The 26,395-nt window shown below is 54.8% G+C and carries 28 protein-coding genes and 1 pseudogene; 16 read left to right on the forward strand and 13 right to left on the reverse strand.

Annotation, left to right across the window (positions count from 1 at the left end):
- Positions 1–3 precede the first annotated feature (3 nt).
- The 9 genes from K8I84_RS04830 to K8I84_RS04870 all read left to right on the forward strand — a co-directional run bounded on the left by K8I84_RS04830 (position 4) and on the right by K8I84_RS04870 (position 9,023).
- Complete coding sequence (locus tag K8I84_RS04830; RefSeq protein WP_223793576.1) at positions 4–423, forward strand: hypothetical protein; 420 nt, start codon at positions 4–6, stop codon at positions 421–423.
- Positions 424–652: 229 nt separating this feature from the next.
- The gene (locus K8I84_RS04835; RefSeq protein ID WP_223793577.1) at positions 653–958 is read left to right on the forward strand and encodes a hypothetical protein; all 306 of its coding nucleotides are present in this window, start codon (positions 653–655) and stop codon (positions 956–958) included.
- A gap of 224 nt (positions 959–1,182) precedes the next feature.
- Entirely contained in the window at positions 1,183–1,662 is a 480-nt protein-coding gene (locus tag K8I84_RS04840) for a DNA/RNA non-specific endonuclease (protein WP_223793578.1), read from the forward strand.
- Positions 1,659–1,805: a hypothetical protein gene (locus K8I84_RS04845; protein WP_223793579.1), complete on the forward strand. Its 147-nt coding sequence runs from the start codon at positions 1,659–1,661 to the stop codon at positions 1,803–1,805. The genes K8I84_RS04840 and K8I84_RS04845 overlap by 4 nt, the downstream gene beginning before the upstream one ends.
- Before the next feature lie 154 nt (positions 1,806–1,959).
- Entirely contained in the window at positions 1,960–3,189 is a 1,230-nt protein-coding gene (hutI, locus tag K8I84_RS04850; RefSeq protein ID WP_223793580.1) for an imidazolonepropionase, read from the forward strand.
- Positions 3,182–4,123 carry a formimidoylglutamase gene (gene hutG / locus K8I84_RS04855; RefSeq protein ID WP_223793581.1) on the forward strand — a complete coding sequence of 314 codons (942 nt, stop codon included), beginning with the start codon at positions 3,182–3,184 and terminating at the stop codon, positions 4,121–4,123. The genes hutI and hutG overlap by 8 nt, the downstream gene beginning before the upstream one ends.
- 11 nt (positions 4,124–4,134) lie before the next feature.
- On the forward strand, positions 4,135–5,808 hold the full coding sequence (gene hutU / locus K8I84_RS04860; RefSeq protein WP_223793582.1) for a urocanate hydratase: 1,674 nt from the start codon (positions 4,135–4,137) through the stop codon (positions 5,806–5,808).
- Positions 5,809–5,891: 83 nt separating this feature from the next.
- Positions 5,892–7,430, forward strand: coding sequence for a histidine ammonia-lyase (gene hutH / locus K8I84_RS04865; protein WP_223793583.1), 1,539 nt, complete (start codon positions 5,892–5,894; stop codon positions 7,428–7,430).
- 270 nt (positions 7,431–7,700) lie between these two features.
- Entirely contained in the window at positions 7,701–9,023 is a 1,323-nt protein-coding gene (locus K8I84_RS04870; protein ID WP_223793732.1) for a Na+/H+ antiporter family protein, read from the forward strand.
- A gap of 157 nt (positions 9,024–9,180) precedes the next feature.
- Here the strand turns inward: K8I84_RS04870 and hutC are convergent, their stop codons facing one another.
- From hutC to K8I84_RS04885, 3 genes are all read right to left on the reverse strand, one after another.
- Positions 9,181–9,891 (reverse strand): histidine utilization repressor, encoded by a 711-nt coding sequence (gene hutC, locus K8I84_RS04875; protein WP_223793584.1) that lies wholly within the window; start codon positions 9,889–9,891, stop codon positions 9,181–9,183.
- Between the two features lie 152 nt (positions 9,892–10,043).
- On the reverse strand, positions 10,044–11,378 hold the full coding sequence (locus K8I84_RS04880) for a sensor histidine kinase (protein ID WP_223793585.1): 1,335 nt from the start codon (positions 11,376–11,378) through the stop codon (positions 10,044–10,046).
- Positions 11,365–12,030 carry a response regulator transcription factor gene (locus tag K8I84_RS04885; RefSeq protein ID WP_223793586.1) on the reverse strand — a complete coding sequence of 222 codons (666 nt, stop codon included), beginning with the start codon at positions 12,028–12,030 and terminating at the stop codon, positions 11,365–11,367. Before K8I84_RS04885 ends, K8I84_RS04880 begins: the two co-directional genes overlap by 14 nt.
- Before the next feature lie 199 nt (positions 12,031–12,229).
- On the opposite strand from K8I84_RS04885, the gene K8I84_RS04890 reads away from it, so the two are divergent.
- The 3 genes from K8I84_RS04890 to K8I84_RS04900 are packed head-to-tail and all read left to right on the forward strand — an operon-like array spanning position 12,230 to position 15,249.
- The gene (locus K8I84_RS04890; RefSeq protein ID WP_223793587.1) at positions 12,230–12,775 is read left to right on the forward strand and encodes a plastocyanin/azurin family copper-binding protein; all 546 of its coding nucleotides are present in this window, start codon (positions 12,230–12,232) and stop codon (positions 12,773–12,775) included.
- 33 nt (positions 12,776–12,808) lie between these two features.
- The gene (locus tag K8I84_RS04895) at positions 12,809–14,503 is read left to right on the forward strand and encodes a copper resistance system multicopper oxidase (protein ID WP_223793588.1); all 1,695 of its coding nucleotides are present in this window, start codon (positions 12,809–12,811) and stop codon (positions 14,501–14,503) included.
- A complete protein-coding gene (locus K8I84_RS04900; RefSeq protein ID WP_223793589.1) occupies positions 14,500–15,249 on the forward strand; it encodes a copper resistance protein B in 750 nt (249 codons plus the stop codon). The genes K8I84_RS04895 and K8I84_RS04900 overlap by 4 nt, the downstream gene beginning before the upstream one ends.
- A 51-nt stretch (positions 15,250–15,300) precedes the next feature.
- On the opposite strand, the gene K8I84_RS04905 is transcribed toward K8I84_RS04900, so the two are convergent.
- A complete protein-coding gene (locus K8I84_RS04905) occupies positions 15,301–16,530 on the reverse strand; it encodes a helix-turn-helix transcriptional regulator (protein ID WP_223793590.1) in 1,230 nt (409 codons plus the stop codon).
- A gap of 326 nt (positions 16,531–16,856) precedes the next feature.
- Between K8I84_RS04905 and K8I84_RS04910 the strand changes: the two genes are divergently transcribed.
- Both K8I84_RS04910 and K8I84_RS04915 read left to right on the forward strand, forming a co-directional pair.
- Positions 16,857–17,705 (forward strand): choice-of-anchor L domain-containing protein, encoded by an 849-nt coding sequence (locus K8I84_RS04910; RefSeq protein ID WP_411722657.1) that lies wholly within the window; start codon positions 16,857–16,859, stop codon positions 17,703–17,705.
- A 308-nt stretch (positions 17,706–18,013) separates the two neighbouring features.
- Positions 18,014–18,538 (forward strand): hypothetical protein, encoded by a 525-nt coding sequence (locus tag K8I84_RS04915; RefSeq protein WP_223793592.1) that lies wholly within the window; start codon positions 18,014–18,016, stop codon positions 18,536–18,538.
- A 282-nt stretch (positions 18,539–18,820) separates the two neighbouring features.
- Here K8I84_RS04915 and K8I84_RS04920 read toward each other — a convergent pair whose 3' ends face one another.
- Positions 18,821–19,123: a hypothetical protein gene (locus K8I84_RS04920; RefSeq protein WP_223793593.1), complete on the reverse strand. Its 303-nt coding sequence runs from the start codon at positions 19,121–19,123 to the stop codon at positions 18,821–18,823.
- Between the two features lie 176 nt (positions 19,124–19,299).
- Here K8I84_RS04920 and K8I84_RS04925 point away from each other — a divergent pair, with 176 nt between their 5' ends.
- Positions 19,300–19,455 (forward strand): hypothetical protein, encoded by a 156-nt coding sequence (locus K8I84_RS04925; protein WP_223793594.1) that lies wholly within the window; start codon positions 19,300–19,302, stop codon positions 19,453–19,455.
- Here K8I84_RS04925 and K8I84_RS04930 read toward each other — a convergent pair.
- Positions 19,452–20,189: an SDR family oxidoreductase gene (locus K8I84_RS04930; protein WP_223793595.1), complete on the reverse strand. Its 738-nt coding sequence runs from the start codon at positions 20,187–20,189 to the stop codon at positions 19,452–19,454. The two genes, K8I84_RS04925 and K8I84_RS04930, sit on opposite strands and share 4 nt — an antisense overlap.
- A gap of 64 nt (positions 20,190–20,253) precedes the next feature.
- Complete coding sequence (locus tag K8I84_RS04935) at positions 20,254–21,630, reverse strand: NAD-dependent succinate-semialdehyde dehydrogenase (RefSeq protein ID WP_223793596.1); 1,377 nt, start codon at positions 21,628–21,630, stop codon at positions 20,254–20,256.
- A 364-nt stretch (positions 21,631–21,994) separates the two neighbouring features.
- Here K8I84_RS04935 and K8I84_RS16900 point away from each other — a divergent pair.
- Positions 21,995–22,312 (forward strand): annotated as a pseudogene (locus tag K8I84_RS16900) (hypothetical protein); the annotation flags it as partial.
- 32 nt (positions 22,313–22,344) lie between these two features.
- On the opposite strand, the gene K8I84_RS04940 reads toward K8I84_RS16900, so the two are convergent.
- From K8I84_RS04940 to K8I84_RS04965, 6 genes are all read right to left on the reverse strand, one after another.
- Positions 22,345–22,506 (reverse strand): hypothetical protein, encoded by a 162-nt coding sequence (locus tag K8I84_RS04940; RefSeq protein WP_223793597.1) that lies wholly within the window; start codon positions 22,504–22,506, stop codon positions 22,345–22,347.
- Positions 22,507–22,584: 78 nt separating this feature from the next.
- Positions 22,585–23,136, reverse strand: coding sequence for a PRC-barrel domain-containing protein (locus K8I84_RS04945; protein ID WP_223793598.1), 552 nt, complete (start codon positions 23,134–23,136; stop codon positions 22,585–22,587).
- A 498-nt stretch (positions 23,137–23,634) separates the two neighbouring features.
- Complete coding sequence (locus tag K8I84_RS04950) at positions 23,635–24,792, reverse strand: AI-2E family transporter (RefSeq protein ID WP_223793599.1); 1,158 nt, start codon at positions 24,790–24,792, stop codon at positions 23,635–23,637.
- A gap of 17 nt (positions 24,793–24,809) precedes the next feature.
- On the reverse strand, positions 24,810–24,992 hold the full coding sequence (locus K8I84_RS04955) for a hypothetical protein (protein ID WP_223793600.1): 183 nt from the start codon (positions 24,990–24,992) through the stop codon (positions 24,810–24,812).
- 317 nt (positions 24,993–25,309) lie between these two features.
- Entirely contained in the window at positions 25,310–25,513 is a 204-nt protein-coding gene (locus tag K8I84_RS04960; RefSeq protein WP_223793601.1) for a CsbD family protein, read from the reverse strand.
- Positions 25,514–25,794: 281 nt separating this feature from the next.
- Positions 25,795–26,337 (reverse strand): MgtC/SapB family protein, encoded by a 543-nt coding sequence (locus K8I84_RS04965; RefSeq protein ID WP_263282933.1) that lies wholly within the window; start codon positions 26,335–26,337, stop codon positions 25,795–25,797.
- Positions 26,338–26,395: the final 58 nt, after the last annotated feature.

Genomic DNA, 26,395 nt, shown 5'->3' on the forward strand with positions numbered 1-26,395 from the left:
GGAATGAAACAAATACTGAGTGGCGTCTTACTAATTTGGCTGAGCAGTCTTTCTGTGGCGGATATCTATGTCGTGACGCACGCGGACAGTCCGATTGAGGCGATCTCGAAGGAGGCTTTGAGGGATCTCTATCTCGGTCGGGCCAGAGCGTTGCCCAACGGTCAGTTTGCCTCGATTTACGACCGAAAGGGAAACGCTGATCTCCGCTCACAGTTCTATCAGCACGTCGCCGGAATGGGATTGAGCCAGGTAGATGCGTTCTGGGCTCGCCTGGTCTTTGCAGGACGAATGCTTCCACTGGAAAAAGTTGAGGGTGATCAGGAGTTGAAGGAGGTGGTTGCGGAAGACAAGAGCGCTATCAGCTATCTCGGCGCGCCCCCAGATCATCCCGGCCTTAAGGTTATCTACCTGGTTTCAGAGTAAAACTCTGCGAATATAATTGGTGCTCTGGAAGACGGGTGCCAGTTTTTGACATCGGGAATTACTGGTGCCAGAAACTGGCTTCGCCACCTTTCAGGCGAGACTGTATGGCTACTTTGTCCGGAAATTCGGCCCCCGAAGGCGGTGCGCCAAAATCTGACACAGGGTAAGGCTTGTGCCGGAAACTGGCATCGCTATAATGGCGCGCCAAAACCTGGCATCGGCAGTAGTCATGTACCGCGATTTTAAAACCACCCTCGAAATCATCTCCGCTGTCCTCGACACCCGAAATCTCACGTCGGAAGAGCTTCGCAAGAGCTTTGGCGATATGCCGGACAGAACCTTCAAGCGACATATGGCGACGGCACGAAAACATGGTGCGCAGATGGAGTGCCAGCTAAATACGGCTGGACAGTATGTCTGGGCCTGTCGAAACAGGTTGATGATTGAGAGCAGGGTGCGCACCTGGTTGCAGTTTGAGCGAGAGCGGACGCTGGTGGATGATTCCCAGTTGGATTTGTTGCATCAGGCGCTTTGATTCGTATCCTTCCGGCTCTTTTTTTCGCATTTTTAGTTGAGTATCATTTTTAGCCAGCTCTGGCGTTTTATGGTCAGGGCTGCTGCCTTTTTATCTGCCATTTTCTCCAGGCGCTTTGCGGTGCCCTTCGCCTTCTCTGGCCGCGCAGGTTACCGGCAGAAAACCCGCTAAAGTAAAAGCTCCCCTCTGTACTTTTAAGGCCCCTTCGCGCGGGAGGTTTCGTCATGAACGATCCGTTTCAAATACAGCCGGAATTGCGGTATGGCGCGCCTGTTTGCGATGAGGTCCTGACCGGCAGGCACTTCACTATTGGTTACTCGTATTACTTTCGGCAAGCCAAGTGGACTCTGGAAATCATTAACAGAAACGAGCACCTGTTGACCGAAGCAGAGCGGTTTGACGATTTTCGGGCAGATACCCGGGTGCCGACGCGCTTCAGGGCCGGGCTGGGTGCATACAAGGGGAGTGGGTACGATCGCGGGCATCTGGTGGCCAGTGCCAATCAGGATATTCAGGAGATTCAGAACAGCGAGACTTTCTTGCTATCGAATATGTCGCCCCAGCAGCCAGGCTTTAATCGCCACATGTGGCGGCGCCTTGAGTTTGCCATCCGGGAGCTGAATGATCGGGGCGACATTCTTGAAGCCTGCGCATTCTTGTCGAGGACCGGCGGGGAAGACTCTCGCTCTGGACCTTTGAAGTGAAGAATGAATCGCTCCAGGGCGAGCTCGCCAATTACCTGGTGAGCACCTATGACGCGGAGCAGATGATCGGCGGGCGGTTCTGGGATCGGGTTAGCGCCGAAGATTTGCATGAGCAGAAAAAGAACTCGCGCTCGATGTGGTAGGTGGATCTTGATTGGCGGCTTCGCCCCGGCGAAAACCCTGACTGTATGCATGGGAATAGAGGAAAACCACTACGCGTGTTTGGGTGAATTCGTTGCGCTCCGTAAATAAACTGGTATATGGTTGTATATACATTTAGTTTAGCCGGAGTTTTTCGTGAGCGAATCTGTCGAACGCATCTGGATTAATGTCAATCTGGCCACCTTCGACCGGAGTGAGGCCGCCCCCTACGGCGCCCGCCTCAATCAGGCGATCTTTGTCCGTGGCGATCAGATCGTTGATATCAAGGCAATGGAACAGTTGGACAACTTGCCGGCGAGCGCCGAGTTGATTGACGGTCGCGGCGGGTGGATGACCCCGGGCATGATTGATGCCCATACCCACCTTGTGTTCGCCGGCAACCGTGCGCGTGAGTTTGAACTTCGTCTTGAAGGCGCCAGCTACCAGCAGATCGCCCAGGAAGGTGGCGGTATTCTGTCAACCGTCAAGGCCACTCGTGCTGCAACGGTTGATGAACTTGTTGAGCTGGCCGTGCCTCGCCTTGAAGCATTGATGCGTGAAGGTGTGACCAGCGTCGAAATCAAATCCGGTTATGGCCTGAACCCGGAAGCAGAGCTGAACATGCTCCGCGCTGCCCGCGAGCTGGGGCGTCGTTACCCGGTTCGAGTGTCCACCTCTCTGCTGGCCGCCCATGCTATTCCGCCTGAGTACAAAGACGATTCGGACGCCTACATCGATCTGATTTGCAGCGAGATCATCCCCGCTGCCGCAGAAGAAGGGCTGGCTGACGCCGTCGATGTGTTCTGCGAGACCATCGCCTTTTCCGCCAATCAGTGTGAGCGGGTGTTTAAAGCTGCGAAGGAGCATGGCCTGGGCATCCGGGCTCACGTTGAGCAACTATCCAACCAACACGGTGCAGCACTGGCTGCCCGTTACGATGCCTGGTCCGTCGATCATCTGGAATGGCTTGATGAAGAGGGTGTAGAGGCCATGGCGAAAGCGGGCACGGTCGCGACCTTGCTGCCCGGTGCCTTCTACTTCCTGCGTGAAACCAAGCTGCCGCCGATTGAATTGCTGCGCAAACACAAGGTGCCTATGGCCGTGGCAACCGATCTCAATCCGGGTTCTTCACCTCTGGCGTCCCTGCGTCTGGCGCTGAATATGGCCTGCACCTTCTTCCGGATGACGCCTGAAGAGGTTCTTGCTGGCGTTACCCGTCACGGCGCGATGGCGCTGGGGCAGGGTGAGGAGCTTGGTCAGATTCGCCCGGGCATGAAGGCCGACCTGCTGCTGTGGGACATCGAGAGCCCGGCGGAACTGGCCTATCAGTTCGGTGTCAATCCGATTCGTCAGCGCATCGTTGGTGGGGAGGTGGCGAATGTCTGAGCTGGACTTCAAAGAAATCTGGCAGGGTCGCGTTGATCCGGAAGAACAGGCTGACCTGGCGAGCCGTCTTCATCAGGTGATTAAACCGTTGGAAGAGGGTGCTGCTGGTACGGCACTGATCGGCTTTTGCAGTGATGAAGGTGTTCGTCGCAATCAGGGCCGGATCGGTGCTCGTCAGGCTCCGGATTTGCTGCGCCGTGCGTTGGCAAACCTTCCCTGGCCCTTTGATCGTCATGCCTACGATGCCGGCAATGTGACGTGTGAAGGTCAGGAGCTTGAAGCTGCTCATCGTGCCTTGGCAGACCGCGTAAAGGCCTGCCTCTCAGCGGGTCATTTTCCCCTGGTATTGGGTGGCGGCCATGAAGTGGCATTCGGCACCTGGCTGGGGCTGGACAATTATCTGGATTCGGTCGGCGACAATACTCGTATCGGCATTATCAACTTTGATGCCCACTTTGATCTGCGCCTTGATACCAACGGGTGCAGCTCCGGCACGCCGTTCTATCAGATCGCCAGGTGCTGCGAAGAAAAAGGCGCCGAGTTCAAGTATTGCTGCCTGGGAGTCAGCGAACTGTCCAATACGCCGGCGTTGTTTAAGCGTGCCGATGAGCTGGGCGTTTTGTATCGCAAAGACGCCGACATGAATCTTCATCAACTTGATGAAATTAAGGATCAGCTCCAGCAGTTCATAGATGGCTGCGACGTTCTGTATCTGACCATTGATCTTGATGTGCTGCCCGCTTCCGTGGCCCCTGGCGTGAGTGCGCCGGCCCCGCGTGGTGTAGGGCTTGATGTCCTGGAGCCGCTGATCTCGGTGATTCGGCAGGACGGCAAGCTAAAGGTGGCTGACATCGCTGAATACAACCCTGAATACGATATCGATAACTGGACTGCCCGTGCTGCGGCGCGTCTCGTCTACTCAATTGTTAAGTGAGGCCTAAAACAATGTCTAACACTCGTCACGATCCGAGCCGCGTTATCAAGGCTCCGACTGGTTCTGAGAAAACCTGCAAGAGCTGGCTGACCGAAGCGGTCAAGCGCATGCTGATGAACAACCTGCACCCGGATGTTGCTGAGCGCCCGGAAGACCTCGTGGTTTACGGCGGGATCGGCCGCGCCGCCCGTAACTGGGAGTGCTACGACAAGATCATTGAAGTTCTGGAGCGTCTGGAAGACGACGAAACCCTGCTGGTTCAGTCCGGTAAGCCGGTCGGCGTTTTCAAGACCCACCCGGACTCGCCGCGTGTTCTGATTGCCAACTCCAACCTGGTGCCGAACTGGGCCAACTGGGAGCATTTCAACGAGCTGGATAAGAAAGGCCTGATGATGTACGGCCAGATGACGGCCGGATCCTGGATCTACATCGGTTCCCAGGGCATCGTTCAGGGCACTTATGAGACCTTCGCCGCGATGGCTCAGCAGCACTTCGGTGGTGATGCGTCTGGCCGTTGGGTTCTGACCGGTGGTCTTGGCGGCATGGGTGGTGCTCAGCCACTGGCCGCTACCATGGCCGGCTTCTCCTGTCTCACGGTTGAGTGCGATGAGACTCGTATCGATTTCCGTCTGCGTACCCGCTACGTTGACCAGAAGGCCTACACCCTGGACGAAGCGCTGGGCATGATCGAAGAGGCCAAGGCTGAAGGTAAGCCGGTTTCTGTTGGCCTGCTGGGCAACTGCGCCGATATCTTCCCGGAAATCGTTGAGCGCGGAATTGTGCCGGACGTTGTAACTGACCAGACGTCCGCCCATGACCCTCTGAACGGCTACCTGCCGAAGGGCTGGACCCTGAAGGATGCCGCAGAGATGCGCCTGAAGGACGAAGCTGCGGTGGTTGATGCTGCAAAAGAGTCCATGGCCATTCAGGTTCGCGCCATGCTCGAACTCCAGAAGCGTGGGGCTGCGACAACTGACTACGGCAACAACATCCGCCAGATGGCGAAAGAGAAGGGCGTTGAGAATGCCTTCGATTTCCCGGGCTTCGTTCCTGCCTACATCCGCCCGCTGTTCTGTGAAGGCATTGGTCCCTTCCGCTGGGTTGCCCTGTCTGGCGATCCGGAAGACATCTACAAGACCGACCAGAAAGTTAAAGAACTGATCCCGGACGATCCCAAGCTGCACAACTGGCTGGACATGGCCCGCGAGCGCATCGCGTTCCAGGGTCTGCCGGCCCGTATCTGCTGGGTGGGTCTGAAGGATCGTGCCCGTCTGGGGCAGGCGTTCAACGAAATGGTTCGCAACGGCGAGCTGAAGGGCCCGATTGTTATCGGTCGTGACCACCTGGATTCCGGTTCCGTCACCAGCCCGAACCGCGAAACCGAAGCCATGAAGGACGGTTCAGACGCCGTATCTGACTGGTCCCTGCTGAATGCCCTGGTGAATACTGCGGGCGGTGCAACCTGGGTGTCCCTGCACCACGGTGGTGGCGTAGGCATGGGCTTCAGCCAGCACGCCGGTGTGGTTATCGTCGCGGACGGTACCGAAGCGGCTGACAAGCGCTTGGGTCGCGTTCTGCGTAACGACCCGGCGATGGGTGTTATGCGCCATGCGGATGCTGGTTACGACATTGCTATCAAGTGTGCCAAGGAACAGGGCCTCGATCTGCCGATGCTGGATCAGTAGTTCCCCGGCTAGGTATAGGCGCCGACCCGCTGTATAAGGTGCGGGTCGGTTTCCAACTCTTTGAATAACGCGGTACATCACAGATGACTAATCTGACTATTCGTCCGGGAGAGATGACTCTCGCGGAACTTCGCCAAGTCAACAACGCTCCAGTAAAGCTGGATCTTGATCCCGCCAGCCACGAGGCAATTCACAAGAGCAGTGCGGCGGTGAAGGGAGCCATCGACGAAGGTCGAGTGGTTTACGGCATCAACACCGGCTTTGGTCTGCTCGCCAACACCCGTATTGCACCGGAAGACCTGGAATTGCTGCAGCGCAGCATCGTTCTGTCTCACGCTGCCGGTATTGGCCGGATGATGAGCGATCACACTGTCCGCCTGATGATGGTGCTGAAGATCAACTCCCTGGCGCGCGGATTCTCCGGTATTCGCTTGTCCGTGATCGAAGCGCTGATCCAGCTGGTTAACGCCGAGGTTTACCCGTGCGTGCCTGAAAAAGGGTCTGTCGGTGCTTCTGGCGACCTGGCCCCCCTGGCTCACATGAGCACTGTGCTGCTGGGCGAAGGCGAAGTCACCTACAAGGGTGAGCGCATGTCCGGCGCTGAAGGTCTGCGCATTGCGGGTCTTGAACCGATCACCCTGGCGCCGAAAGAAGGTCTGGCGCTGCTGAACGGCACTCAGGCTTCTACCGCATTTGCTCTGCAGGGCCTGTTCGCGGCCGAAGACGTATACGCTGCGGCCACCGTGGCCGGAGCTGTTTCCGTGGAAGCGGCTCTGGGTAGCCGTCGTCCGTTCGATCCGCGCGTTCACGCCGTTCGTGGTCAGATTGGTCAGATCGATGCAGCTGCGGCTTACCGTCACCTGCTGGGTGAGACGTCTGAAATCGGCCAGTCCCACGAGGATTGCGAAAAGGTTCAGGATCCATATTCCCTGCGTTGCCAGCCTCAGGTTATGGGGGCGTGCTTGCAGCAAATCCGTCAGGCCGCCGAGGTTCTGCTGGTCGAGGCGAACGCGGTTTCCGATAACCCGCTGGTATTTGCTGACGAAAACGACTTCATCTCCGGTGGCAACTTCCACGCCGAGCCGGTGGCGATGGCTGCCGACAACCTGGCACTTGCCATTGCTGAAATTGGCGCGCTGTCCGAGCGTCGTATGGCGCTGTTGATTGACACCAACCTGAGCAAGCTGCCGCCGTTCCTGGTGAACAATGGCGGGGTTAACTCGGGCTTCATGATTGCTCAGGTTACTGCGGCGGCACTGGCGTCCGAGAACAAAACCCTTGCACATCCAGGCTCAGTGGATAGTATGCCCACCTCCGCGAACCAGGAAGACCACGTGTCCATGGCGACTTTCGCGTCCCGTCGCCTTCGGGATATGGCTGAAAACACCTCGGGTGTTCTGGCTGTTGAGCTTCTGGCCGGCTGTCAGGGCCTGGATTTCCGTGCCCCGTTGAGGGCGTCGGATCGTGTGGAAACCTGCAAGGCTCAGTTGCGTGAGATCGTTCCTTTCTATGACAAGGACCGGTACTTCGCGCCTGATATCGAAAAAGCTCAAGCATTGATTCAGTCGGCAGCCTTTAATGCGCACATGCCGGCCGGAATGCTGCCGAGCGTGTCGCGCTAAGCGACAACCTTATTCGGGAGAAGAAAAGGGGCAGGAAGCCCGCACGAGGCTTGCACTTTCTCGCCTCCCTGCTCTGTTCGTCAGTTCAGGGAGGGGAAGTGCAAGGAAAGTACTCGAACAACTATAAAAAGCTAGGCGAGATCTTCCATGAGTAAAGAAATAACGGCTGGTGGTTCCGAGGGGTCCACCGTATCGAAGTTTGTCCTGATCTCCTTTTTGGTGATTGCGGCATACCTGCTGATGAAGGCGTTCACTTCAGTATCACTGGGACTGAACTCTGTACTGGTGAGTGTACTGGTCATGATCGGGCTGAGTCTGATGCGTGTCCATGTGGTTATTTCCCTCATTACCGCCGCTTTGCTGGCCGGTTCCATGAGTGGGTTGTCCATCGAGGACACAATCAACTCCTTCAATAATGGCTTGCAGGGTGGCGCCAAGATTGCCCTGAGCTACGCGCTGCTGGGCGCTTTTGCGGTTGCGATTTCCAAATCTGGCATTCCGCACATGCTGGCTGATAAGGTCGCATCGATGATCAATCGTCAGCATGACGAACGTCAGGTTGGCATGATCAAGTACGGCCTGATCGCAGCACTGATCGCGGCAGCCGTCTCTTCCCAGAACATCGTACCGATTCACATCGCGTTTATTCCGCTGCTGATTCCGCCTCTGCTGTATGTGATGGCTGAGCTGCAGCTGGACCGTCGTCTGGTGGCGTGTGTGCTGGCGTTTGGTCTGGTGAACACCTACATGCTGTTCCCGGTGGGTTTCGGTGCCATCTACCTGAACGACATTCTGCTCGGCAGCATTCAAAAAAGTGGTGTGGAGACTGCTGGCCTGAGCCCGTTCAAGGCGATGATTATTCCCGCGCTGGGCATGCTGGTTGGTCTGCTGATCGCTGTTTTCTTTACCTATCGTGGCAAGCGCACCTACGACAAGGAGCGTATTGCACGCGTTGAAAACAACGACGCCAAATACTCTCCGCGCACCCTGATCATGGCGGTGACTGCTCTGGTTCTGGCGTTTGCCACCCAGCTTTACACCGGCTCCATGATCTTTGGTGGTCTGGTTGGCTTCCTGGTGTTCATGTTGTCCGGCATCCTGAAGTGGGATGAAGACGAAGACGTTTTCACCCAGGGCATGAAGCTGATGGCCATGGTGGGTTTCATCATGATCGCGGCCAGCGGGTTCGCGGAAGTTCTCCGCGAAACCGGTGATATCAACTCGCTGGTTACCGTTGCTGCTCAGGCGGTTGAAGGCAACCGTGCCCTGGCTGCCTTCGCCATGCTGGTGGTTGGCCTGCTGATCACTATGGGTATTGGCTCTTCCTTCTCTACCGTGCCCATTATTGCGGCCATCTTCGTTCCGCTTGCGGATCAGCTTGGGTTCTCCCCGATGGCGATTGTTGCGCTGGTTGGTACAGCCGGTGCGCTCGGTGACGCAGGCTCCCCGGCGTCTGACACCACGCTTGGGCCCACTGCTGGTCTGAACGTTGACGGTCAGCACAACCACATGTGGGATACGGTTGTTCCGACCTTCCTGCACTACAACCTGCCGTTGCTGGTCTTTGGCTGGGCTGCTGCCGTGATTCTGTAATCGGTCGCGTTCGCTAAAGCCAAGAAACTGGCTGAGGCTCCGTCGCTCCTGCCCGGATTTGGGGGGAGGAGTGTCGGAGCCTTTTTCGTTTTAGCGGAGGTGGTGCAGATCTTAAATCCGGGGCAGGGGAAGTATCAGATTCGATGTGGCTGGACAATCAGCCCTGGAGGTTGGTGATGGAGCGCAGCTTATAGCGTGATCCGGGGTGGGTCAGGGTGGCAAAGGAGGCCAGTCGGCCGTCCGACCAGGTGCGCCGGGTGACCTGAATGCATGGCGTGTGTCCACTGATGCTCAGCAATTCCTGCTGGCGCTCCGTTGGCAACACCGCTTCAACAACGTGCTCCACGCTCGAAATCGGGCAATTCTTGGACAAATATTCGTTCGGGGTAATCTGCCCGAAGTTCTGATTGATGTAATCCGGAACAAGATCGGCTGATACATAGCGGTCTTCGAGCTGAATGGCGTGATCGTTCTCCTGGTGGACAATCACAGAGTGATACACCTGGGTCCCAATAGGCGAGCCCATCTGCATGGCTACGGTTTCATTGGCAGACACTTGTTCCAGATGTATAACCTGACAGCTGTAGGTGTGGCCTCTTTGCCGGACTTCGTCCGCAATATTCCGGATCTCACCGAGCGGAGACTCTGCCTTGGCGTCGGTAATAAAGGTTCCGAGGCCGGGGTATCGAACCAGTCGGTTTTCCTGCACCAGATCCCGTATCGCTTTGTTGACCGTCATACGACTCACGCTGAACTGATCGGCAAGCTGATGTTCAGAGGGAATTCGGCTGCCAGGCTCAAATTCCCCCTGTTCAATGCCGTCGAGAATAAAACTTTTGATCTGTTGGTAGCGGGGCTTGGGGGGCAAACTGGAGCTCCAGATGTATGTGGCCAGATGCTTTGATTGTATAGATCATTCATCTCGCCCTCAACGCTGCTTAGCTCATGAAATTCGGTCTAAAAAGCCACAGGTGCAGTTTTTTTGGTGTGGCACCTGCCGCTTTTCTCGCGAATGTATAGTCAATTAGGAATGTCGATCGTGACCTGTAACCCCCCGCTGGAGGCGGCGCTGAAAGTCAGTTGACCGGCGTAGCGCTCAATGATGTCGCCAACGATCGCCAGCCCCAGGCCGTGGCCTGGCGTTTGCTCGTCAAGGCGCAGCCCGCGCTGCCCCAGATTTCCCAGCTCGCTCTCACCGACGCCCGGGCCGTCATCGGTCACGACGATTCTTGCGGAATGGCTCGTCTGGTTTAGTTGAAGTTCAACGAAGTTTTTTGACCATTTACCGGCGTTATCGAGCAGATTTCCCAGGATTTCATTCAAATCCTGCTCTTCGACGGGCCACCGGGATTCTTCGGTCAGCTCGGTAGACAGTTCAAAAGATTTGTCCGGGTACAGGCGTCCCAGCATCCACAATAGATCTCGGGCCTGTTTCATGGGGTAAGCGCTTTTCCCGACCTGGGGGCCGGCAAATCGACTGCGCCGCATTTCCGCTTCCAGTTGTTTGTCGATGTCATCGAGCCGGGTTGCCATCTGGCGTCTCATGTCACTGTCGAGTGAGCGGCTTTCATCCTCGAGAACCTGCCGGACGGCGGCGATCGGGGTTTTGACACTGTGGGACAGATTGGCCAGAGCGTCTCTTGAGCGTTCAAGGCGCTGATCCAGGGAATCGAGCAGATGGTTGAGTTGCTGAACGAGCGGCTTGAACTCCTCCGGCGACTGCACGTCAATTCTGGAGATTTCGCCTTCCTGGAGGCGTTTCAATGCCAATTTCAGGGACACCATAGGCCGCATGGAGAGTGTGATGCCCATCCAGATGACGCCGACCAATAGCAAGATCAATAGTGCGGAAACGATCGCGGTCCAGGCGTGCAGTTCCGCCTGGCTTCCCTTAAGCGCTCCGAGGTCTTCCGCAACAATCGCAATCACAGGTGTGTCATCGACAATAAAGGAATTGCGGTAGGCGAGAATTTCTTCCGGGGCGTCGGGTGCGCTGTCGTCACGAACCTGAAGCGTTCCATCCTGGCCGGACTGGATCAGGGGCGTGAGCAGTGGGGTCCATGACTCGGGGGAAATAATGGTTTTCTCTGGTGTATGTATCGCAAAGGCATGATGAAAGACGTCTTCAAAATAATCGCCAGTATGAAGGGCCTCGACTCGGCCGCCGGCTTCCCGGATCTGGTGTTCCAGAAAGGCGACTTCGTCCTGCAATCGACTTTCCACGAAATCCCGTGACATTCGATCGAGCAGCAGGCCGTGGATCAGCCACGCGACAGCCATCAGTGCGATGCCGGCAGGCAGCAACACTGCAAGGAGGGTGCCTTTGACGGACGCAGGGCGGTTAATCAGCGTCATTGAACAGATAGCCCTGGCCGCGGCGTGTGGAGATGGTTTCGTTGCCCACGAGTTTTCTCAGACGCCGGATATAGGCTTCGATGATGTTGTCGCTTGGGGTGTCGTTCAGGTTATAGAGCTGTTCCATCAGCTGCTCCTTGGAGAAAACATGGCCGGGCCGGCTCATCAGGCATCGGAGCAAGCGAAACTCTGTGCCGGTCAGGCTGCGCTCAGTTCCGTCATCCAGGGTGAGGCACTGGCGATTTTCGTCCAGTTCGAAACGCCCGGCTTTCAACACCGCATGAATTCTGCCATCGGTTCGGCGAACGATGGCCTGCAGGCGGGCAATCAACTCCTCCGTCTGGAATGGTTTGGCGAGGTAATCGTCTGCGCCTGCCTTCAGGCCATTCACCTTGTCCTGCCAGTCGCCTCTGGCGGTCAGGATAAGTACGGGCCAGCTGACACGGCTGGCTCGCCATTTCCTGAGTACGTCCAGGCCATTTCCGTCAGGTAATCCCAGGTCCAGCACAACCGCTCGGTACTCTTCCTGCTCGCCCAGGAGGCTGGCTTCCCGGGCAGTATGGGTTACATCGATGCTGAATCCGGCCTTTTCAAGCTGGCGAGTCAGCCCGTCAGCTAGTAATCGGTCATCTTCAACGAGTAGTAGGCGCATGGACTTGTTCCTTCTGGAATTTTCGCCGCGTACAGTGTTACCGACGAACCTGAATCCAACCTGAAAGGGAATTAGTTACGTATTTTCAGAAAGAATTCAGGTTAATGCGCGATGGTATCAACCGATTTCTTGGAATGCCTAGCATCCCGAATGTACTGACTGACGTCTGATTGAAAATTATTCCATAGGAGAAGATCGAATGAATGGATCAAAGGTTTTGGTTCTGGCAGCAGCAATGTCGGTTTCGTCAACGGCATTTTCCGCAGGCACACATGGTGGCAGTCATGGTGCAAGTAGTGGCGAACCGGGCAACGCTTCCGAGGCCAGTCGAACCGTCAATGTAGAAATGTTCGACAATTACTATGAGCCGGAGGAAATCGACGTTGAGCCGGGTGAGACTGTTCGGTTTGTTGTAGAGAATAAAGGCAATCTCGTCCACGAATTCAACATTGGCACGCCCGGCATGCATGAGGCTCACCAGGACGAAATGAAGATGATGGTTGAGCATGGCGTGATTCAAGGTGGAAAGTTGAATCGGGCCATGATGGAGATGGACATGGGTGACGGCCACTCCATGAAGCATGATGATCCCAACAGCGTGTTGCTGGAGCCCGGCGAAAGTAAGGAAATCGTCTGGAAGTTTACCGAGCAGTCCAGTATCGAGTTTGCCTGCAATGTGCCTGGGCATTACCAGGCCGGCATGTACGGCGACGTAAATTTCACCAGGGGGTTGGCTGAGCAGTAAAACGGCCCGGCCTTAAAGCAGGAGTAGTGGTTCATGAAAACACCTATGGTTGCGGGGCTGCTGGGCCTCTTGATGCCAGCGCTTGGTATGGCTGGCGAATACAACCTGACGGTCGATCGGGTCATGATTGATACCGGCGATTTTGTGAAGGAAGGCATCGGCTACAACGGGGCGTCACCCGGGCCGGTATTGCGCTTCAAGGAAGGCGAAACCGTCACTATCAATGTGACCAATAATCTGGACGAAATGACGTCCATCCACTGGCACGGGCTGATACTGCCTTTCCAGCAGGACGGCGTGCCGGGAATCAGTTTTCCAGGTATCCAGCCGGGTGAAACCTTTACCTACGAATTTCCTGTTCAGCAGGCAGGAACCTACTGGTTTCACAGCCACTCCGGTTTCCAGGAGCCTGATGGAGCCTATGGTGCTATCGTGATCGAGCCGGAAAAGCGTGAGCCCTTCCGCTACAACCGGGAATACGTGGTTCAGCTGACTGATAAACACCCGCATTCCGGTGATCGCATCATGCGAAATCTGAAAATGATGCCGGACTATTACAACCGTCAGCAGCAAACTGTCGGTGAATTTTTCTCGGATTCATCGGAGCACGGCTTCATGGACACCCTCAAGGACCGGATGGCCTGGGGTGATATGCGCATGATGAAGGCGGACGTCGAGGATGTTCAGGGCTTTACTGGCCTGATCAATGGTAAGGGGCCAGAGCAGAACTGGACCGGCATCTTCGAGCCCGGTGAGCGCATCCGGCTTCGTTTCATCAACTCATCCGCTATGACCTACTTCGATATCCGCATTCCCGGTCTGGAAATGACGGTGGTGCAGGCGGATGGCAATAACGTTCAGCCGGTAACGGTCGATGAATTCCGTATCGGCGTCGCTGAGACCTATGACGTGATCGTTCGGCCCCGGGATGAAAAGGCCTACACGATTTTTGCCGAATCCATGGGGCGCTCAGGCTATGCCCGGGCGACCCTGGCACCGGAAGAAGGGATGGAAGCCGAGGTGCCCGAAATGCGGGAAGCGTCCCGTCTGACCATGGCCGACATGGGTGGCATGCACGGTATGGATCATGGCGACATGGACCACGGTGATATGGATATGGGTGAACCCGACGATATGGCTGGCATGGATCACTCTTCTATGGAAGGCATGGATCACAGCGCCATGGCCATGGGTGACTCCAGTGATCCGTTCTATGCCGCAGGTAGTGGACTGATGCCGGTGGCGGCGAATGGTGGCAAGTTCCTGTCCTACGCTGACCTGAAGGCCCAGGATCCGTTGTACGAACTCCGTGAACCTACCCGGGAAATTGAACTCCGCCTGACCGGCAACATGGAGCGCTACAGCTGGAGCATTAACGGTGTTAAATACGAAGATGCTGATCCTATCCGTCTCAAATATGGCGAGCGGGTTCGTTTCAAATTCGTGAATGAAACCATGATGACACACCCCATGCACCTGCACGGCATGTGGTCGATTCTGGACGTGGGAGCGGGGCAGTGGAACCCGATCAAGCACACGGTGAGTGTTCAGCCGGGAACGACGGTCTACATGGAGACGGAAGTGGATGAACCGGGGCAGTGGGCTTTCCATTGTCACCTGTCCTACCACGCAGCTGCAGGGATGTTCCGTAAGGTGATTGTTGAGGGAGGCCCGGATTCAACGAAGGCGAACCAGGATATCGCGGCCAACGCAGGAGGTGATGCATGAGTTATATCCGGTCTCTTGTGTCGGCAGGCGTGCTGGGCTCACTGCTGGCGCCGGCCGCTGTCGCGGCGGAAGAGATGATGGTCGACACCACAGATCGTAAAAAACCTCTGACGCTGTGGGGCGTGCAGTTCGAAGAGCTGGAATATCGCTACAGCGATGACGATGAGGAACTAGGCGTCTGGAGTGGCGACTTCTTTTACGGCACGGACGAGTTCAAGCTCCGGTGGCTGACGAAAGGAGAGTACTCCATCGAGGAAAAGGCCTACGAAACGCTTGAAAACCAGCTGGTGGGGCAGATTCCAGTCTCAACCTTCTTCGACGCCAAGGCAGGGGTTCGCTTTGATACGCCGGAAGGGCCGAACCGAACCTATGGAGTTTTGGGTGTGACGGGCCTGGCGCCACAGTGGTTTGAAATTGATGCCAATTTCTACGTGAGTGACGAAGGCGATACCTCAGCCGAGCTCGACGCCGAGTATGAATTGCTGTTGACCAACTATTGGATTCTGGCCGCTGCGTTCGATGCAACGGTCGCATTCAGTGAGGACGAGGAAATTGGTGTCGGAAAAGGGCTCGTTTCTACCGAAACGGGGCTCAGGCTGAGCTATGACCTCGTGGATCGCTCCCTATCCCCGTACGTTGGTGTGGTTCATGAGCGCAAGTACGGTGATACCGCCGACCTGGCCAGAGCCGAAGGTGGTAGCACCGAAGACTGGTTTGCGGTCGTCGGTGCGCGAATCGCGTTCTGACTCTGAATTTCTGGCGAGTCATGGCATGTTGCCTGGCTCGTCAGCCCTTTCCTAAATATGTTTTCTTGGTTGCCGTGCTGGCATGTCATGCGGACAGGATGGCGTAATTTGGGCCAGCTCGCTGCTCGCGGCCAGTATGGCTACCAACTCCGCCTGCCGACAGGTATTGGTCTTTCGAAATACCGATTTAAGGTGTGATTTAACGGTTTCCTTTGTGCGATAAGTCTTAGAGGCGATGTCCGATAGGGTGCCACCGTTAGCAAGCATTGCCGCCACCTTTGCCTCACAGGGCGTCAGGTTAAAAACCGTCTCGAGGATATCTGGATCAATGCGAGGTCTGATAGACCAATCATACAAGCCTACAATGGCTCCTGCCTTATGATCGTGGTCGCCTTCGGAAGGCTCAATCCTCGAAGTGAGCAGCGGGGAAATAGTAACCGTTATGGTGCGGTCAATGTCCGGCACGGACAATATGGTGTCGGGCATCTCGCGGCCTTCGGCGGAGGCGCGGATGGCATTCGAGAGCGAGACCATTACGGATCTTGCCAGCGCTCCGGAGCTGAATGAAACCAGACCCTGGCTATTTATTTCAATATTGGCGGTGTTGGCAATTATGGTGCCTGCATGGGCGTTTCTAAAAACAACCCGAAAGCTTGCATCAACTATCAATATTCCGCGATTTAGATCCTGTAAGACTGCCCGTTCGGCAGGTGGGGCGGTGTCGACCAGGCTGGATAGTTTGGTGTACAGGCGCGCAGCGCGACTCATGTGAGGCAGGAAAACGTTGAACTCGGCCAATTCCTCCTTTTGAAATGAGGGGCGATTGCTCGATCTTTGCATCGCGAAAAAGACGACGTAACTTTTATCACGGTAAACAATAGCGCCCGCTGCGTCATGCGCATGGAGAAGATCCATAAATTCCCCTATGGGCGTTTGGGACCGAATTGCATCTACGTTTTCGATATCCAAATTGCTTGCGACAAAACTTGGATTTCCTTCCTCATCGGCTTCCAGGGCCGCCTTCAATAGCGGATCCGAATCCGCTATGTGTTCCGCATAAAATTTAAGGGCCTCGTCCGCTATGTTGACGGCCCACGCACCCACGACAGAGCCGGTGCTAAGGTCATATATGCCAAAGCACGCGCTGTCACCATTAAAAACGCGAGTAAACCTATGAATAAAAGGGAAAAAACCCTTTGAGTGACTGATGGCATCGTAAATAAGGCCCACCAGGTCGTGATAATCGGGCGAGTAATTAAATGGAGCGGCTTCATTGGACAAAACGGCTTCTCCTTGCTGGAAAAACGGATCCATCCTGAAAAGGCAAACTTGGGACGGGGTGTCTTCAGGCTACAGTGTTTTGTGAGCCTGAAAGTTACATGGGACCGCAAGACTGCCGCTTAACAATGCCATATGCCGATGTTGAAGAAAACAGGGAAGGGTGCGGCACCCTATATCTATTTTTCACATCAGCAACATTAACATGCCCATCCGACATGATATTCCCCCCGTACGGGGGATTCTGAAATCCGGCGCGTTGCTGGATGATTATGGAACGAATGGAGATGTCTTCGAGATTCCATAAGAAAAGAAAAAAGAAGACCGTGATGATGATAAATAGAACTCACTCAGGAGCGTCACTGGCTGCCAGCGCATTGTTTGTCAGTGCAAATGCCGCCGCGATTACCGTAACAGCAACCTCAAATGGAGAGGAGCTGGGTAATGCTATCGCAGGATCTGGAATAGCCATTGATGCCGGTAGTATTTCGTACATCGGCGCGTCCGGGCAGGCCGGCTTGTTTTTTGGTGGCTTGGCGTCGGGGCTCGGCATTGAAAGCGGCATTTTGCTTACCACCGGACAGGCCGCATTGGCTGAAGGCCCCAATATAAGTGGCTCAGCAGGTCTTTCGCTGGGGACTCCTGGTGACGGAGATCTGGCGGCATTGGCAGGCGGAATAGCTAATGACGCTAATGTATTGGCGTTTGATTTTTCATCAGATGGTGGCGACCTCTTGTTCAGCTATGTATTTGGCTCGGAAGAGTACAACGACTATGTGGGCAGCACGTTCAATGATGTTTTTGGTTTCTTTATAAATGGCGTTAACGTTGCGACGATTGGTGGCGATCCCATTTCAATTAACACCGTTAATTGCGGGAATCCTTTTGGTAGCGCTGATAATCATTGCGCGTTGGTTAAAAACAATCCTGGTACATTTGACGTTGAGTACAGTGCATTCACTGGTGTCTTAACCGCATCGATTGTGGGACTAAGTGCCGGTACCCATAAAATGAAGCTGGCGATTGCGGATATAGGGGACGCAGTTTGGGATTCCGGCGTGTTTATCCAGGCTGGATCGGTTAAGCGTCCCTCGACGACTGTCCCTGAGCCTGCAACGCTGGTTCTGCTTGGCCTGGGTCTCGCTGCTCTTGGATTCAGGCGCAGGTCCAAAACCTAAAAACGTAAAGTGGCTTGATGTAGCTTGATCTGGTTGAGGTGAGACCTGGACGTTTGGCGGCGCGAAATTGAGGGACTGGCATACAGGTTCAAGGATTTCGTGTTCCTTCAGAGTCTCAGTAGTAGGTGGTTTAACTGTGTTTTTTTGGTTGGCTCGCCGGTGCGGCGCGGGCTTGCTGATTCCCCTGGTTACAAATGCCTACAATGTCCCGGCTGCTTTCCGCGTCTTTCTTTCTCCGATTTTGTTAATTTTTTCAGTAGTCTTGCGAAGCAAGGTTAATTCGGATAAAGGAATGTACAGGGAAAATAATGATTAAAAAGCAGTCTGTAATCGCGCTAGGAGCGGCAGTCACTCTTTCTGGTTGTGCCGCGATGTACCCACAGTCCCGTGACGCCTACATTGATGAAGTTGCCAATTATGATGGCATGTTCAAGTCTTTGGCGCTCATCGAGTCGACGTCGGTAGCAACGCCGTTTGAAGATGCCGTGGCGAATCTTCAATCCCAAGTCGGCAGCTGCATTTCGACAGATCTGGAAGAAGTTAGGGTCGGCGCCCATTTCACCGCTGGTTCTACAACGCTGGAACGCAATAACGTGCAGTTCAACAAAGTAAGCGACGAACGCGCGGAGCTGACATTGCAGCAGTTCAATAACGCATACTGGGGGCAGCCCGACGGTGGAGTCTATATCCTGGCGGCCAATATCACCCGAGATGACGAGGAACAGACGCGGATCGATGTCTATACCGGGACCAATTACCGGCCGGTATACGATGCAATCCAGCAGTGGGCAAGCGGGAGCAAAGCCTGCCATGGAATTGGCGGCAAAGATTGATTGGCCGATACGCAATCGGATGTTGCGCGAGGCAGAAATCATGTGATTTGGAAAGGGGCAGCTGATGGCTGCCTTTTTCGTTTGCCCGCAAGGGGCGGTGTGTGAAGCGGGCGTTGTTAAACAGAGTGTTATTGTTTGCCTGACTGGTATGGGAAAAATATATGCAATTTAACATAATATACATTATGCGCAGTAGCGTGTGCGTTTGTTGCAATGAACACAGTGAATACTTCATCTCCATTTCTTGGGTGCCAGGCTACAAAAACTAGGCAGTTTTAGATATCAGTCGTTTGAAAAGTCGGAATCCAACCCCGCATGGATTACTGAGTCCTTTAGGTACGCATGGCAGTTCTGAACAAAAATGAGCCTTTTCTTGCCCACCACGTGAGATATCATTTGCTCGTCGACGTCCAGCAGCGCCACAATGCTCAACGCGCTTTTATTTCGAAGATCGGAGGCTGTGGCCATCAATTCAATGGTGCTCATCTTCTGATCGAATTTCAGATAAAACCACCGCCGCAAAAGCTCCTTCATCCCCTCTGTCGGTAAATAATTGCTCTGCGATACCTGAGTTAAACCGATCATGACGCCCTCCCGAACCTAATCGATTACCCGGGGTCAGGTCTTGCCTTTTGCCTCTGCTGTAGGAAGCAAAAGGCAAGACCTGACCCTGGATCCATCGAATTTGCCACTGCAATCGCAGTGCATTGTTATCAACTTTGAAGGACTGACAGAAGTCTGTCTGTTCGGTTGCACACCAAATGTCGCTTGAGCCCGTGGGGAATGTCCAGCATGGCCATGGTTTCCTGCTTCAGCGGAAGGCTTGCGGCGGCGAGCGCGCCGACGAATGCCATGAGTATCAGGGCAGCGCTCAGGGGGCTGGGTATTTGGATGCGATCGAATATCGATTTGACTAAAGAGGCTGTCTGGTTGGGCGGATGATAATCTCGTTGACATCGACATCCGCCGGCTGTTCGATGGCGTAAGCAATCGCCCGGGCGATTGCATCAGGGTCAATGGCCATCTCGTACATTTCATCGACACCCTTGGCAGTCTCAGGGTCGCTTATTTTACTGGTCAGCTCGGTGGCCACAGCCCCAGGCGAAATATTGGTGGATCGGATTTCCCCATCGCCTTCCTGGCGAAGGCCTTCTGATAGTGCCCTCACGGCATATTTGGTTGCGGAATAGACGGCGGACGCGGGAAAGACCTTATGCCCGGCTATCGAGGAGAGATTGATGATGTGGCCGACGTGCTGCTCGCGCATTATTGGCAGTACCGCGGCAATGCCGAACAGCACGCCCTTGATATTGACGTCAACCATCTTCTCCCACTCGTCGACCTTGAGTTCATCCAGGGGTGACAGCGGCATCAGGCCAGCGTTGTTGATCAGCACGTCGATACGGCCATACGCTTCCTTCGCCGCCCTGGCGAGGGACTCCACCTGAGCGCGGTCAGTGACGTCGGTAACCTGGTAAATAGCGTCACCACCCTGCTCCCTGATCGTGTCGCGCAGCTCCACAAGGCGTTCCTCCCGGCGGGCAGCAAGCACCAGTTTGGCGCCGCCCTTGGCCAGACGTTGGGCTGTTGCTTTACCGAGACCACTGCTGGCCCCGGTAATGATGACAACTTTGCCATTAATTTCTGACATGGTTTTTTTCTCCTGTGCTTTAAATTTTTCACTTAAAGAATGAGGCTCGAAAGCCAAAGCCCGGTTACGCCAGGAAAATCGACTTTACGTTGACGAATTCCTTCATACCAAAGCCACCGTGTTCACGTCCGTACCCGGAATCCTTGACCCCACCAAAGGGCATATTTGGATCAGCCGCACCAAACGAATTGATGCGGATCATGCCCGTGTCGAAGTAATCACGGGCCAGCTTCAAGGCATGTTCCTCGTCCCTTGAAAAGATTCCACCGCCCAGTCCATAGCGGCTTTCATTTGCCAGCCGCATGGCGTCCTCGTCATCCCTGGCGCGGATGATCGACGCGACGGGGCCGAAGATTTCATCGTCGTAGGCGGGCATTCCGGGCTTGAGGTCTGCCAGCACCGTGGAGGGATAGTAGGCACCCGTTTGGTCGGGCACTTTGCCACCGCAGAGGATTTTGGCACCCTTGGCGACGCTGGCGTCCACCTGCTCCTTGACGGTGTCGAACTGCGCCTGGCTCGAAAGCGGGCCAAGCTGGGTATTGTCATCGCTGGGGTCGCCCATGTTGATGTCCTGCATTTGCGCGACGAAAGCCTCGACAAAGGCGTCATAGACCTTGTCGGTCACGATGAACCGCTTGGCGGAAACGCAGGTCTCTCCGTTGTTATAAAGTCGGCCCATAACCGAAAATTTCACGGCGGTTTCAATATCGGCATCCTGAAGCACCAGGTAAGCGTCATTCGACCCCAGTTCAAGCACGGTCTTTTTCAGTGCTTTGGCGGCCACAGCGCCGACGTGTCGCCCTGCCCCGTCGCTGCCGGTCAGCGTGACACCACGGACCATAGGGTGGGCTATCAGCTTGTCGCTGGTGTCGTGATCGATCACCAAAACCTGGAACAGGTCCTCGGGCAAGCCGGCCTCAATGCACAATTCACGCAAACGAAGACCGGACCCCGTGCAGATACTGGCGTGCTTCAGAATGCAGCCGTTACCTGCCATCAGATTGGATGCCAGCACACGAACCGGCTGGTAGATCGGAAAGTTCCAGGGTTGGATTGAATAGATGACGCCGATGGGCTGATAACTGACAACGCCGCGTTTACCGTTGAGCCCCTGCTCACGCTCCTCTTCGGCTAGCGCGTCGGGGCCGTTTTCAGCGGTGTAATCAAAGATCGCTGCACAGAGTTCGACTTCAACGTATCCGTCCTTCAGGAGCTTGCCGGTTTCGTTGGTCATCAAGGCGGCCAATTCATCGGCGTTGTCGCGCAATTTTTGGCCGATCTTCCTGAGATAGGGGGCCCGTTCATGATGAGTCAGTTCGCGCCATTGCAGAAACGCCGTATGGCAGGATTCAAGCCGATCTGTCGCTTGCTTTTCGGTCATGACGTCGTAGGTATGGACTTCTTTTTCCGTCGCGGGATTAATGGTAGTGATTGTCGCCATTGATGGCCCCTCTCTCGACGGGCGCTTTCTCAACGCCTTCCTTTTGGTTTGCGCTCTGGTTGCCTTGATTCTCGTTCATTGCTTGCTCTCCGGAGGATTGCTTTGTACGTTCTTCTCGCTCTGCCCCACTGCGCTAAAGGTCAGCCTTCGAGGTTAGGCAAAGTCTTTCTTTCCAGTCGGTACGCTATCGAACACAGTCAGGGCAAAGTTTTGACAGTGAAAACGACGGCCTGAGCTATAGAGAAAAGGCATATATGTCACGTCACAAACATATTTGTATTCGCTTCTAGCTCACAAACCGCATTAATGGGGTGTCGGCGAAAATAGCGGTCAGTCGTTCAAAGCAATGGGGTTGCCTGTTGCCTGCCGGTGGCTGTTTTGTCACTCGACCGTTTGCATGGCAACGAACTTAATATTGCCTAGGAACTGATTGCCAATATGCTTGGCGTCAGGCGTCAGGCGTCAGGCGTCAGGCGTCAGGCGTCAGGCGTCAGGCGTCAGGCGTCAGGCGTCAGGCGTGACTGAAGCCGCAGGCAGACTGCAGAGATCGGGTATTATCCAGTGCAGGCGCAGCCACATTGCCGCAGTTGATCACGCCGAGCTCGAAACACTGTGCTGCGAGTGCTACGCCGTTGTTAAACGTGAAGCGGACCGGCTTGGGTCTATCTCGGTCAAACCCTAAGCCACCGGGATTTTTCGACAATCCCCGAACCACTAGCCATCTGTTTTATCTTCGATGGCATCGCCCGTATCTTCGACCGAATCATCAATTTCTTCGCCAGCTTCCTCTAGAGGCCCCTGCTGTTCACAAGCAGACAGCGTGATTGTGAGACCACCCACAAACAAGACGGCCAACATGGTTTTGTAAATGTTCATAGTTCTTTTCCTTTCTGATGAAGTTGGAGGCGATCATGTCACCTTTGCCAGCCCCTCCCTTTTAGTGGGTGCGGGCTGTTACTTCTGCTTTTCGTAATCAGGCGCAGACTCCAGTTCCTCTCGGGTCTGGTCAATCCTCAGTTGCTGCTCATCAGCAGCACCTGACTTGGTTACCTTGTCCCAGCTAATGGCGACATTCTTTTCACCCATAGCCAGGAAACCACCGACGCCAACAACGACAGCGACGATTTGACCCTCCTGGTCAATAAGCAGGTCGTTCACCGACCCCACTTTCTCATCACGGGCGGTTTTTACGTCAGTACCAATCAGTTTGCTCGCGCGTGTTCCATTAGTCGGGATGGAAGTCATATAGCCCCGGTTTTCCATTCCTGGCTGGTCGCCCGACTTTTGATCAGTTAGCCCGGCAGCCCCACCAGTATTGTATTTGGACTTGGTGACGGTCTTGCCTTGCTCAATATCCTGCGTTTCGGGTGCAGCGTCCTGTCCCATGCTCTGCTCTCCCAGATCAGGGGTCTCGCTACCGCCCTGCGTCGCGAGTAAAACACCCGAACCCAAAGTTATGGCCGGCGTGATCAGTGCATAAAATGCGAGTGTGTGTAACTTTTTCATAGGATTCTCCTGGAATCACATGTGCATGTCGGGCGGGATGCCCTTGTTAGCCGCCTCATCAGGGCGTCCTTCTCAGGGAAGGAGACTGTGATACCACGGCATATCAACGTCAGGTGAAGGTCTAACTTACTCGAAGGGGAGTGAATAGTCGGTTCGCTAACGCGCTTAAGAAAAGCACGGCCTCTCAGCGAAAAGGAAGGGGGTAGTGTTTAAAGAAATATCAGGAACTATTAAGGTTGTGACCTGCCCCCATCTGGCATAACCATTCCTAACCCAAAAACTCCCATCATTGAGTTGGATGACGAATTTTGCACTTTGTGTGGAAACTGAAATCGGATCGCTGTTGTAGAGCTTGCTTTAGGTTTGTTGAGCGTTTTGCGTGGAAATTAGCCGCTAACTAGTTGATTTATCGTTAGCAGGTTTCGTGCTTCATGTGGACGACAAACACCGCGCATAAATCAAATACTGTGCTGAATCATGATCGCTCACCACTTGTTGCTACGTTTCGTGGTACTCGTTACCGAGTGCGTGGGTCAGGCTGGCCTTAATTTCACGCCAGATAGCCACGAAAAACGCGGTCAGCGGCACCGCCAGCACCATGCCGGTGATACCCCCCAGAACAGTGCCCCAAAAGAACAGGGAAATGATAACCAATGCCGGGTGAAGGCCGGAACGGTTGGCCATGATTCTGGGTGTCAGCAACCAGCTTTCGATCACCTGAACCACGGCGAAAATGATCACGGCCGGAACCAGCAGTTCAGCTCCCCCGTCTGGCTGCAGATAGGCTATTGGCAGTACCACCAGCAGACCAATCAGGGAGCCCAGGAAAGGCACGATATTTAAAAAGCCCAGTGCCAGCCCGACAAGTACCCCGTATTCCAGCCCTATCGACGCAAAGCCCAGTGCATAAAGAATTCCCATGCATAGAGCGATCAGCAGCTGCCCTTGAAAAAAGGCGGTGACGTATTCCAAGAATACATCGGAAAAGTACATGACCTTCTGCTGGGTAGGCTCACGAAATATAGACAGAATCTCGTTCGCCTGACCTCGCAGGAGATCACCGGAAAGCAGGGTAAAAAACAGAAAAAGCGGGACGAAGCTGAGCCCGGCGAGAAGCCCAAGATAGGACATGATGGTCTCGCCAGGTGCCTCAATGACAGGCTTCTTGCTCTCTTCTTCACTGCTTTGCATGGTATCGGATACCATGGACGTTAGTTCAGGAAAATAAATCGAAAAATGTTCTTCCCAGCCTGCCAGTGTCTGGGGCACTAGAGTCATCAATTCAACCAACTGGCTGATCAGGGTTGGCAGCAGAATCAGCACCAGGGCGCCAATTCCACCAAAAAAAACAAGCATCAACGACAGAACCGCAAGCAGATGTGGGAAATGGCAGCGCCTCTCGAGAAAATCAACAACCGGGTAAAGCACCAGAGCCAGGATGCCTGACAGGCAAAGTGATAGAACCAGGTTATCGAAAGCGCCAACGATCCAGCCGAACGCCCACAACACAAACCCGAGAAGCGCCGTCAGGACAACCAGGGATAGCAGCACTGCTGTACAGCGAAACAGGCGCAGTTCGACGGCATTGAACAGACGGTTGTGCAAAAATGCCTGGCTGCGCTGAGGCGCTCTCGGCCCTTGCCCGGATCTAGCCATGGCATGTGTCGGTTTTGCTAGTCATTGATCTTTCCCAACACACTACCATCCTTTTCTCCCGGCTCTCCCGGCTCTCCCGGCTCTTCGCTGTTTTCCCGGCGATTTTCCGCGTCAGGCTTATCTGTCACCGGCCGGTCCTGGGCAACCTTTTCACTGCCCTGCTCTTGGCTCTTACTACTCTCATTCGGTTTCCTGTTCATGCACTGATCTCCAGATGAAAGTTCTGTTTCCGACGCCCACTCTGGGAGTGCTCTTTCAGCGTGACCATTTCACGCTAATCCACTCTCGGCGTCAGGTCGGTACGCTGCCTAACACAAAGCAACTAATCGCGGAAAAGCGGATCTGCGGGCGCTGGCGAACCGACACAGCGCCGGACTTCACCCAGGCTGGAGTGGCATTTCGCAAAAGGGAAACGATTGTCCAGTGGATAGCGGCGCTGGCAGCACCCTGAGGGAATTACCAGACCCCACCTACGCTACTGATTGGTAGGCGGAGTCTGTTGGGCAGTCACGAGGTATCAGCGCCGGCTGGCCTCTTCGAATTCCTTGACCTGCTTGTCGGCTTCGTCCCTGGTTACGCCGTAGGCTTGCTGGATTTCGCCCGCCAGTTGGTCACGGCGGCCGCCAATTTCATCGAGCCGATCATCGGTCAGTTTCCCCCACTGTTCTTTCACTTTGCCTCTGAGTTCTTTCCAGTTGCCTTCAATGGTGTCCTTGTTCATTTGTTCCTCCTGCGACCTATTCGGCCAGAGATCATGGTTTAGTTAAACGGAATTGCGCACGACTAAGAGCTGCGCAAATCTTCCATGTCATCGTCTGCTTATGCTGGGCTGTTGTCTGTGCGGTACCAGACCCAGCCCCTCCATATTGATGAAATGACGGAAAGCTCCTTGCCTTTCGATCATCTGGCGCACAGATAGGCACCGCTGAAGCCGCCGAGGACGACTTCTGGAATGGTACGTCACAGCTCAACCGTCGGTGGTTTGGTTCTGCTTACAGAGCTTCAGTCGAGCGTTTTACTCTGGGAGCCCATAGATCTAACCAGTCGCAGCGTCAAGAAAGTTATCACACTGAGAACCAACGCAATTTCCAACCTACCCGTGGCTACAGATATACCGATTGCTCCGGTCAGCCAAAGGCTCGCCGCCGTTGCGGTGCCGGAAACGTGGCTGTCACCATTGACAACATTCTTGAGAATGGCGCCGCCACCAATGAAACCGATGCCCGTAATGATGCCTTCCATAACCCGTGCTTCGGCACCCGAAGAATCCAGCACCTGAAGCCCCACCAACATATAGGCGCAGGCGGCAACCGCAACCAGGGGGAAGGTGCGCAGCCCCGCGGAGCGTTCATGCCTTTCGCGATCCCAGCCAATTGGCAGCGCCAGAATGTAAGCGTAGAGCAGGTCACGTATGTGGAAGGCAACGATGTTCCAGTCCAAATCAGGTATCAGCTCCATGTATTTCTGCTCCTGAGTATCAAGATGAGTAGCAAACGATCTGACCGGCTCAACCATCGAACCGGAAAGCCGAATGTTTCCCGCCATTGGATTTCCTCCGCCGGGCGAGAGTGATCAGCAGGGTTGCTGGCGTAATACAGGCGGT

It is taken from the genome of Marinobacter sp. F4216 (assembly GCF_019931195.1).
GTDB classification, from domain to species: Bacteria; Pseudomonadota; Gammaproteobacteria; order Pseudomonadales; family Oleiphilaceae; genus Marinobacter; species Marinobacter suaedae.